At 63.5% G+C, this 10,511-nt stretch carries 7 protein-coding genes; 4 read left to right on the top strand and 3 right to left on the bottom strand.

Annotated elements, in window-relative coordinates; translation table 11 throughout:
• Positions 1-71: 71 nt before the first annotated feature.
• The gene (dinB, locus tag C7C56_RS06655) at positions 72-1,157 is read left to right on the top strand and encodes a DNA polymerase IV (RefSeq protein ID WP_106756678.1); all 1,086 of its coding nucleotides are present in this window, start codon (positions 72-74) and stop codon (positions 1,155-1,157) included.
• A 96-nt stretch (positions 1,158-1,253) separates the two neighbouring features.
• Entirely contained in the window at positions 1,254-2,150 is an 897-nt protein-coding gene (locus C7C56_RS06650) for a recombination-associated protein RdgC (RefSeq protein WP_106756677.1), read from the top strand.
• A 293-nt stretch (positions 2,151-2,443) separates the two neighbouring features.
• On the opposite strand, the gene C7C56_RS06645 is transcribed toward C7C56_RS06650, so the two are convergent.
• A complete protein-coding gene (locus C7C56_RS06645) occupies positions 2,444-2,929 on the bottom strand; it encodes an asparaginase domain-containing protein (RefSeq protein WP_106756679.1) in 486 nt (161 codons plus the stop codon).
• Positions 2,930-3,080: 151 nt separating this feature from the next.
• Between C7C56_RS06645 and C7C56_RS06640 the strand changes: the two genes are divergently transcribed.
• Entirely contained in the window at positions 3,081-3,836 is a 756-nt protein-coding gene (locus C7C56_RS06640; protein ID WP_106756676.1) for an L-asparaginase, read from the top strand.
• A 10-nt stretch (positions 3,837-3,846) separates the two neighbouring features.
• On the opposite strand, the gene C7C56_RS06635 is transcribed toward C7C56_RS06640, so the two are convergent.
• Positions 3,847-4,839, bottom strand: coding sequence for a D-2-hydroxyacid dehydrogenase family protein (locus C7C56_RS06635; RefSeq protein WP_106756675.1), 993 nt, complete (start codon positions 4,837-4,839; stop codon positions 3,847-3,849).
• Between the two features lie 342 nt (positions 4,840-5,181).
• On the opposite strand from C7C56_RS06635, the gene C7C56_RS06630 reads away from it, so the two are divergent.
• Positions 5,182-7,047: a phosphoenolpyruvate carboxykinase (GTP) gene (locus C7C56_RS06630; RefSeq protein WP_106756674.1), complete on the top strand. Its 1,866-nt coding sequence runs from the start codon at positions 5,182-5,184 to the stop codon at positions 7,045-7,047.
• Between the two features lie 377 nt (positions 7,048-7,424).
• Here C7C56_RS06630 and uvrA read toward each other — a convergent pair whose 3' ends face one another.
• Positions 7,425-10,286, bottom strand: coding sequence for an excinuclease ABC subunit UvrA (gene uvrA / locus C7C56_RS06625; protein WP_106756673.1), 2,862 nt, complete (start codon positions 10,284-10,286; stop codon positions 7,425-7,427).
• Positions 10,287-10,511 lie beyond the last annotated feature (225 nt).

Genomic DNA, 10,511 nt, shown 5'->3' with positions numbered 1-10,511 from the left:
TGGAGCTAACTGGATACCCCTTATGCATTTACAGTGTTTGCGCGACCTTGCGGGGTGTGCGCGTCGCCAGAGTGAACCCACCCACCCGAAAAATCATCCATTGCGACTGCGACTGCTTTTACGCCGCCGTCGAAATGCGCGACAACCCGGCCCTGCGCTTGTCGCCGGTGGCGGTGGGCGGGCGCGCGGACCAGCGCGGCGTGATCGCGACCTGCAACTACGAGGCGCGCCGCTACGGCATCCACTCGGCCATGGCGACCGCGCAGGCGATGCAGCGCTGCCCGGACCTGGTGGTGTTGCCGCCCGCTATGGAGAAATACCGGATCGCCTCGCGCCAGATCCTGGCCATCTACAACGACTACACCGAGCTGGTCGAGCCGCTCTCGCTCGACGAGGCCTATCTCGACGTCACCGATTCGCCCCATTGCAAGGGCAGCGCGACCCTGATCGCGCAGGAGATCCGGGCGCGCATCTCCGAGACCGTGGGCATCACCGCCTCGGCCGGCGTGGCGCCGAACAAGTTCGTGGCCAAGATCGCGAGCGACTGGCACAAGCCCGACGGCCTGTTCCTGGTGCGCCCGAACGAGGTCGACGCCTTCGTCGCCGCCCTGCCCGTCAAGAAATTGTTCGGCGTCGGCAAGGTCACCGCGGCCAAGCTCAACAAGCTGGGCGCGGAAACCTGCGGCGACCTGCGCGGCTGGACCTTGCTGGAGCTCGAGCACCATTTCGGCCGCTTCGGGACCAGGTTGTTCGAGCTGTGCCGCGGCATCGACGTGCGCGCCGTGTCCAACTCGCAGGAGCGCAAGTCGGTCAGCGTCGAGGAGACCTACACCCCCGATGTGCCCGACCTGCCGGCCTGCCTCGCCCTGCTGCCCGAGCTGATGGACAACCTGCTCGCGCGCATCAAACGCTGCGGCGCCGAGAGGCACGTGCAGAAGCTGTTCGTCAAGATCCGCTTCAGCGATTTCACCACTACCACGGTCGAGTGCGCGGGCGCGGCGCCCCATCGCGGCCAGTTTGAAAAGCTCATGGAAACGGGCTTTGCACGTGGCAGGCGCGCGGTGCGCCTGCTGGGCGTGGGCGTGCGGCTGGGCGAGTCGGCCGCGCTGGCGCAGCTGAGCCTGTTCGACGAGGAGTGCGCAGTGAGCGCACACTGACGCGAACAACATTCTTCCCATCACGGCCATGAAGCGCTCTTGCGAGCGTGTAAAATGGCGTTCCTCTGGCAATACTGAAACAACCGGAAAGCAAATATGTGGTTCAAGAATCTTCAGATTTACCGTTTGCCCGCGCCGTGGGCATATACACCTGAGCAACTCGAAGCGGCGCTCGCGCCCCAGAGTTTTGTGCCCGCCACCAGCAACGAATTGCTGCGTCAAGGCTGGGATTCGCCGCGCGGCAACGGCATCCTGGTCCACGTGGTCAACAAACAGATGTTGATCCTGCTGGGAACCGAAAAGAAACTGCTGCCGACCTCTGTGATCAACCAGGTCGCCAAGGCCAAGGCCGCCGAGCTCGAAGAAGCCCAGGGTTTCGCGCCGGGCAAGAAGGCGATGAAGGAACTCAAGGAGCGCGTGGCCGACGAACTGTTGCCGCGCGCGTTCAGCATCCGCAGCAATGTGTGGACCTGGATCGACCCGGTCAACGGTTGGCTGGTGGTGGACGCGGCCAGCCCGGCCAAGGCCGACGAAGTGATCAAGCTGCTGCTCAAGGCGGTCGACAAATTGCCGCTTGAAAGCCTGCGCGTGCAACAGTCGCCGGTCGGCGTGATGACCGCCTGGCTCGAGACCGACGAGGCGCCGGTGGGCTTCACGGTCGACCAGGACACGGAATTGCGCGCCACGGGCGAGAGCAAGGCAGCCGTGCGCTACGTCAAGCACGCGCTCGAAGTCGACGACATCCGCCGCCACATCGCCGCCGGCAAGCAGTGCACGCGCCTGGCGATGACGTGGGATGACAAGATTTCGTTCGTGCTCACCGAGTCGCTCGCGGTCAAGAGCATCAAGCCGCTCGACGTGATCAAGGAAAACGACACCAGCACCAAGAACGACGAAGAGCGTTTCGACAACGACATGATGCTGATGACGGGCGAATTGTCGAAGTTGATGACCGATCTGGTCGAGGCGCTGGGTGGCGAGGCGAAGGCGTAAGGCTCAAACCATGCTGAGCCCGCAAAGACGCGGAGATTGATTCCACGTCATGCACGGGCTCGGCCCCCCTTCGCGGAACCCCTTCTGCGCCCGCAGAGACGCGGGTCTCCGCCGTCATTCCCGCAAAAGTGCAAACGCATGCGTTTGCCCCATGCTGAACCCGCAGAGAGGCGGAGATCGAATTTTTTGGGTACTTTAAATGCCCGCCCAAACTTATCGAAGACGTATGGTTGCATACACAGTAAGGGTCGCCGCATCCGCGAGGACGACGTAGTTGCGGTTGCCTCGCACCATCACAACGGCTGAAACACGCCCGCTGCCCGATTCTTCGTCACGTTATCCCAAGCAAACACTTGGCCGTTCATGGCCACATAGACCCCCGCCGGCAAGGTCTGCGCGACACCGCTGGCAAACCCGAGATTGAACAAGGCATCCGAATTGGCGATTTCGTAGGGAATCATCGCGCCCGTGAGCACGATGGTCTTGCCCAGCGCGACCTCGCCGAGCACGGCCGCCGTCTCCTTCATGGTGTCGGTGCCATGCACGATGACGATCGCCTTCTCTGGCGCGGCGCGGCAGCTGGCCAGCACGCGCGCGCGGTCGGCATCGTGCATGTCGAGCGAATCGAGCAGCGGCAGCAGCTCGAGCTCGACCTTGATGGTCATGCGCGTGCGCGCCAGCACGGCCGGCATATGGCTGTCCGAAAAGCCCAATTTACCCGTGAGCTCGTCGTAATGTTTGTCGAAGGTACCGCCGGTGGCAATGATGCGCAAGCTCATAATGATCTGGAGTTTCAAAGAAAAAAGGTGCCTAATGATAACGTGATCCACGCTGGCTGTCGAAATGCCAAGCGCGCGTATGCCACTTTGCGACTGCGCTAGAATCCCATGCTTCCGTAGTAGACCGTCACCAATTTAGCCCGATCAAACCATGCAAGCGCTCGCACCCGGAACCGTCATTTTTCACCGCCATCGCGGCTATGGCGTCATCACGCACGTCAATCTGCTGACCGGCTGGATCAGCGCCCGCTTCGGCAGCGAGGCGCGCACGCTCGACCTGAACCTGTCGACCGACGCCGTGCAGCACGCCGACGGCGAGGCGATCCTGTTCCGCCGCACCCCGCCCGACCGCATGCCGCACGCGCGCCTGATGGAGATGGTGCGCGCCTTGCACCGCGCCGGCTACCAGAAGCTGTATCTGTACTCCTGGCCCAAACCGTCGGGCCTGCATTGGCGCTGGCATTTGTTCACCGGCCAGCGCGACTGGATGCAGCGCCCGTGGCGCGAGGGCTGGTACGGCTCGGGCGCCGAGTACAACAACAACCCGGTCATGGGCTGGGGCGACGCGCCCGGCGCCACGGCCGAGGAATTGGTCCACGCGCTGGCCAAATTCGATCCGCAGGGGCTGGCGCAGGCGCTCGGGCGCGACGAGGACCATGCGGCGTGGTTCGAGGATGTCTGCGCGGCGCTGCTGCCCGGCTACATGTACAGCCTCGACATGGAGCGCGCCGGCCGCGACGGCTTGCGCGAAACGCCGCCCGTGCCGGTCGTCGCCGTGCGCGCCGGGCTGGCGCCCTACAGCGGCCCCGCGTTGGGCTGGCCGCCGGGCTGGGCCGGCCTGTGGAGGCGCACCCACGTGATGCCGGCGCCACCGATCCGGATCAGCGGCGAACCAGAGCTCGGCTAACGGCGGTCGGTTAACGGCGATCGAGCGCGCCCGGGTTGCGGATATTGCTTGGCGTGCCGGCGGCAAAATTGACGATGTTCTCGAACGCGGCCCAAAAATACATCTCATAGCTGTCTTTTTCGACGTAGCCCAGATGCGGCGTCGCCAGCACCGTCGGCATGCGCAGCAAGGGCGCGTCGGCGGCCAGCGGCTCGCTGGTGAAGACGTCGAGCGCGGCGCGTCCCGGCCGGCCCTGCAGCAAGGCGGCCTCGAGCGCGCCCTCGGCGATGAGCTCGGCCCGGCTTGTGTTGACCAGCAGGGCGCCCGGCTTCATGCGCGCCAGATCGTGCGCCCCGACCACCCCGCGCGTGGCGTCGGTCAGCCGCAGGTGCAGGCTGAGCACATCGGCCTCTTCGAACAATCGCTCGCGTGAAGGCGCGGCCTCGCAGCCGTCGGCCTCGGCCGCCGCACGGCTGGCCTCGCTTCCCCAGACCAGCACCCGCATGCCGAAGGCCCTGCCATAGCCGGCCACGAGGCGGCCGATCCTGCCATACCCCCAGATCGCCAGCGTGCTGCCCCGGAGCGCGAGGCCGAGGCCGTTCAAGGCCGGATTGATCGAGGCCGTCTGCCACAGGCCGTCCTTCAGGTTGTTGGCGTACGGGACGATCTTGCGCTGCGCGGCCATCAGCAGGGCCCAGGTCAGCTCGGCCGGCGCGACGGGCGAGCCGGCGCCCTCCGCGATCGCGATCCCGAGCTCGGTCGCGGCATCGGTGTCGATGTGCGGACCGGCCGCCCCCGTCTGGGAAATGAGCCTCAGATTGGGCAGGCGCGCGAGCAGGGCGCGCGGCAGGGCGGTGCGCTCGCGGTTCAGCACGAGCGCCTCGAACGGGGCCAGCCTGATCACCAACTGGCCCAGTCCGCGGCTCGAATTGGTGAATATTTTGACATCGTGGCCCGTCAAAATTTTGAAACAGTCGAGCTGCCTCACAGAATCTTGGTAATCATCCAAAATAGCTATTTTCATCGTAGATCGCAGAAGTTAGGCAAATATTGGTAAGTAAATGACAGAATCCGTATGAATTCGAATAGCCCACTACATTAGTCAACTATTATCCCTACATTTTTGAGCCAGTGGTGATAAAAACGGCAGTTGGCGGGTGTACAATCGCCCCCTAATTTTGGGATTTGACCCTGTCGGATCCCCGCAGCATAGTTCCACAAGGCTCGCAAATTTTGACGAGTTTCGACATGACCGACGTAGCGCCGAACCATCCTCAGGACAGCGTTCCCGAGCGCAGGCCCAGAGCCGACGACGATCCTGCCGTGCCGGGACAGACAAGAATTTTAATTGGCATTGGAGGTACTTATGAATCAGCCCGTCATGGGAGGCGTTGCAGCACTTAACGTCCCAAGTTACATCAAACATCAAAAGCTCATCAACTGGGTGTCGGAAATCGCGGCCCTGACCAAGCCGGCCAGCATCTACTGGTGCGACGGCACTCAAGAAGAGTATGATCGCCTGTGCGCCCAAATGGTTGCCGCCGGCACCATGACCAAGCTCAACACGGAAAAGCGTCCGAACTCCTTCCTCGCCTGCTCCGACCCGACCGACGTGGCCCGCGTCGAAGACCGCACCTACATCTGCTCGGCCACCAAAGAGCAGGCCGGCCCGACCAACAACTGGATGGCCCCGGGCGAAATGCGCAACACGCTGCACGGCTTGTTCGATGGCTGCATGGCTGGCCGCACGCTGTACGTGGTGCCGTTCTCGATGGGCCCATTGGGCTCGCCGATTGCCCACATTGGCGTCGAATTGTCGGACTCGCCTTATGTCGCCGTCAACATGCGCATCATGACACGCATGGGCAAAGCGGTCTACGACGTGCTCGGCACAGACGGCGAATTCGTTCCCTGCGTGCACAGCGTTGGCGCCCCGCTGGCGGCCGGCCAAAAAGACGTGGCCTGGCCATGCAACGCCACGAAATACATCGTGCACTACCCCGAGACGCGCGAGATCTGGTCCTTCGGATCGGGCTACGGCGGCAACGCGCTGCTCGGCAAAAAATGCTTCGCGCTGCGCATCGCCTCCAACATGGGCCACCAAGAGGCGCAAGCGGGTGGCACTGGCTGGCTCGCCGAGCACATGCTGATCCTCGGCGTCGAATCGCCGGAAGGCAAAAAGCACTACGTCGCCGCCGCCTTCCCCTCGGCCTGCGGCAAGACCAACTTCGCGATGCTGATCCCGCCGGCCAGCTTCAACGGTTGGAAAGTGACCACCATCGGCGACGACATCGCCTGGATCAAACCGGGCGCCGACGGCCGCCTGTACGCGATCAACCCCGAGGCGGGCTACTTTGGCGTCGCCCCTGGCACCAACACGCGCACCAACTCGAACTGCATGGCATCGATGAACGAGAACACCATCTTCACCAACGTCGCGCTGACCGACGACGGCGACGTCTGGTGGGAAGGCCTGACCAAAGAGGCGCCGGCGCACCTGATCGACTGGCAGGGCAAGGACTGGACTCCGGGCAACGGCGCCAAGGCGGCCCACCCGAACGCGCGCTTCACGGTCGCCGCGACCCAAAACCCGGTGATCGACTCGGCCTGGGACGATCCAGCCGGTGTGCCGATCTCCGCCTTCATCTTCGGCGGCCGCCGTTCGACCACGGTGCCGCTGGTGACCGAGGCGCGCAACTGGGTCGAGGGCGTGTACATGGCCGCGACCATGGGCTCCGAGACCACCGCCGCCGCCGCCGGCCAGATGGGCGTTGTGCGGCGCGACCCGTTCGCGATGCTGCCTTTCATGGGCTACAACATGAGCGACTACTTCCAGCACTGGCTCAACATGGGCGAAAAAATCGGCGCGATCAATCCCGCGGCACTGCCAAAGATCTACTGCGTCAACTGGTTCCGCACCGACGCCGAGGGCAAGTTCGTCTGGCCCGGTTTTGGCGACAACATGCGCGTCCTCAAATGGATGCTCGAGCGCATCGAAGGCAAGGCCGGCGGCGTCGAGAACGTGTTCGGCACCACGCCGACCTTTGGCGACATCAACTGGGACGGCATCGATTTCACGCAGGAGCAGTTCGACACGATCACCTCGATCGACAAAGGCGCCTGGCTTGAAGAACTCAAGTTGCACAGCGAGCTGTTCGAAAAGCTCGCTTACCATCTTCCGGAACAACTGGTGGAGACCAAGGCGGCTCTTGAAAAGCGCCTGGCAATGTAAGAAGATGAGCGCCCGTTAAATGCGGGCTTTATCTGAAAGGCGGGGTCTTCCTACAAGGAGGCCCCGCCTTTTTTAATTCCCGACTGAAATTGCCTTGTAACCGGGGGTGGAGCAGGGATTTGGCGTGGCATCGCCACGCCCTTGCGCAACGGGCCCGCAGTGCACGGCGGGCCTCCCTCTGGCCCCACTTACGAAATGTTTCGTAACTGGGGTCAGACCCCGGTTAAAAAGGCGGCAATACGAGCGGTTAAAAACTGTGTTGGGTGAGCAAAGTGGCCGAGCATTTGCCCGTCACGCCTGCGGGGTTTCTTGCCGCTTCCTGTAACCGGGGTCAGACCCCGGTTACAAAACGCTGCTCCGGTTGGTTAAAATCCGGTTTAGGTGAGCAAGGGGCCGAGGTATTTGCCCGTCACGCTTTCGGGGTTTTTCGCCACTTCCTCCGGCGTGCCGCTGGCGATGATGCGGCCGCCACCTGCGCCGCCTTCGGGCCCCAGGTCGACGATCCAGTCGGCCGTCTTGATCACGTCGAGGTTGTGCTCGATGATCACCAGCGTGTTGCCCTGGTCGCGTAGGCGGTGGATCACCTTGAGCAGCAGGTCGATGTCGTGGAAATGCAGGCCCGTGGTCGGCTCGTCGAGGATGTACAGCGTGCGTCCCGTGTCGCGCTTGGACAGCTCGAGCGACAGTTTGACGCGCTGCGCCTCGCCGCCCGACAGCGTCGTCGCGCTCTGCCCCAGCCTGATGTAGCCAAGGCCCACGTCGAGCAAGGTCTGCAGCTTGCGCGCGATGACCGGCACCGGCTTGAAGAACACGTGCGCCTCTTCCACCGTCATCGCCAGCACCTCGGTGATGTTCTTGCCCTTGTATTGCACCTCGAGCGTCTCGCGGTTGTAGCGCTTGCCGTGGCAGACATCGCACGGCACGTACACGTCCGGCAGAAAGTGCATCTCGACCTTGATCACGCCGTCGCCCTGGCAGGCCTCGCAGCGCCCGCCCTTGACGTTGAACGAGAACCGGCCCGCGCTGTAACCACGCTCCTTGGCCGCCGGCACCGTCGAAAACAGATCGCGGATCGGCGTGAACAGGCCCGTGTAAGTCGCCGGGTTCGAACGCGGGGTGCGCCCGATCGGGGCCTGGTCGACCGAGATCACCTTGTCGAAGTGCTCAAGCCCGCTGATCGATTCGTGCGGCGCCGGCTCGGTCTGCGAGCCGTACAAATGGCGCGACAGCGCCGGATACAGCGTGTCGTTGACGAGCGACGACTTGCCCGAGCCCGAAACCCCAGTCACGCAAGTGAGCAAGCCGACCGGCAGATTCAAAGACACTTTTTTGAGGTTATTGCCGGTCGCGCCGGTGATCACCAGCTGGCGATCCGGATTGGCGACGTGGCGCTTCTTCGGCACCGCGATCTTGAGCGAGCCGTTGAGGTATTTCGCGGTCAGCGATTTTTTGCTCTTCAAAATATCGGCCAGCATGCCCTGGGCGATGATCTCGCCGCCGTGCACCCCCGCGCCCAGGCCCATGTCGACGACGTAGTCGGCGGTGCGGATCGCGTCCTCGTCGTGCTCTACCACGAGCACGCTGTTGCCGATGTCGCGCAGGTGCTTGAGCGTTTCGATCAGGCGGTCGTTGTCGCGCTGGTGCAGGCCGATCGACGGTTCGTCGAGCACGTACATGACGCCCGTCAGCCCCGAGCCGATCTGCGAGGCGAGCCGGATGCGCTGCGCCTCGCCGCCCGACAGGGTGTCGGCGCTGCGGTCGAGCGAGAGGTATTCGAGGCCGACGTTGTTGAGGAACTTGAGGCGCGAGATGATCTCCTTGACCACGCGGTCGGCGATCTCCTTCTTCGAGCCCTTGAGGGTGAGCTTTTCGAAAAAATCGAGGCACTCGCGCAGCGGCTTGCGCGCGACTTCATAAATGGCGCGCTGCTGCTTGCCGGTGCCGACCTTGACGTAGCGCGCCTCCACGCGCAGGCGCGCGCCGGCGCACGAGGGACACTCCTTCTCGTTGATGAACTTGGCCAGCTCCTCCTTGACCGCCATCGAATCGGTCTCGCGGTAGCGCCGCGACAAATTCGTGACCACGCCCTCGAAGGTGTGCTCGCGGATCACCGTGCGGCCGCGCTCATTGACATACGTGAACGGGATCTGGACCTTACCCGAGCCGTACAACACGGCCTGCTGGGCCGCCAGCGCCAGCTGCTCGAATGGCATGTCGATGTCGAACTCGTAGAACGCGGCCAGGTTCGACAGCATCTGGAAGTAGAACTGGTTGCGCCGGTCCCAGCCCTTGACGGCGCCCGAGGCCAGCGACAAATTGGGGAAGGCGACGATGCGCTTGGGGTCGAAGAACTCGATATGGCCAAGGCCATCGCATTCGGGGCAGGCGCCCATCGGGTTATTGAACGAGAACAGGCGCGGCTCGAGCTCCTGCAGCGAGTAGCCGCAGGCGTTGCAGGCGAATTTGCTCGAGTAGACATGCTCGCCGGCGCCGCCTTCGGCGGCCCGGTCCATCTCGAGCACCACGGCGCGCCCGTCCGCCAGCCGCAGCGCCGTCTCGAAGCTTTCGGCCACGCGCTGCTTGATCTCGGGGTTGACCTTGACGCGGTCGATGACCACGTCGATCGTATGCTTTTCGGTTTTCTTCAGCTTGGGCAGGTCGTCGATCTCGTAGATCTTGCCCTCGCCCGTGCCGCTCTGGACGCGGAAGCGCACGAAGCCCTGCGCCTGCATCGACGCGAACAGGTCGGCGTGCTCGCCCTTGCGGTTGGCCACAACCGGCGCCAAAATCATGAGCTTGGTCTCGGGCGGCATCGCCAGCACGGCGTCGACCATCTGCGAGACTGTCTGCGCGGCCAGCGGCGCGTCGGGATGGTCCGGGCAGTACGGCGTGCCCACCCGCGCGTACAGCAGGCGCAGGTAGTCGTGGATCTCGGTGACGGTGCCGACGGTCGAGCGCGGATTGTGCGAGGTCGCCTTTTGCTCGATCGAAATGGCCGGGGACAGGCCTTCGATCAGGTCGACATCGGGCTTTTCCATCAGCTGCAGGAACTGGCGCGCGTAGGCCGAGAGCGACTCGACATAGCGGCGCTGGCCTTCGGCGTACAGGGTGTCGAACGCGAGCGAGGACTTGCCCGAGCCGGACAGCCCGGTGATGACGACTAACTTGTTACGCGGCAAATCAAGGTTGATGTTCTTGAGATTGTGCGTGCGTGCGCCGCGGATACGGATTTGTTCCATGTCTTGCCTTGCTTTCGAATGATGGTGCGAGAGGCCGGCGTGCGCGGATAAATACGCGCTAACGGGCGGCCAAAACGGGACATCCTATCACTATAGCCGGGTTTTGAAGCGCGTGCCCCGGGCTGCCAAGGCCGCGCGACCATGGAACTGCGATGTCCGCATTGAGATGGCGCAAGGTGAAGGTGATACTGTATATAATAAAGGGGTATCCATTTAGCTCCAGTG

This window comes from Massilia glaciei (assembly GCF_003011895.2).
Lineage (GTDB): Bacteria > Pseudomonadota > Gammaproteobacteria > Burkholderiales > Burkholderiaceae_D > Telluria_A > Telluria_A glaciei.
The sequence above is the reverse complement of the archived record's forward strand: the minus strand, read 5'-3'. Positions and strand labels throughout refer to the sequence as shown.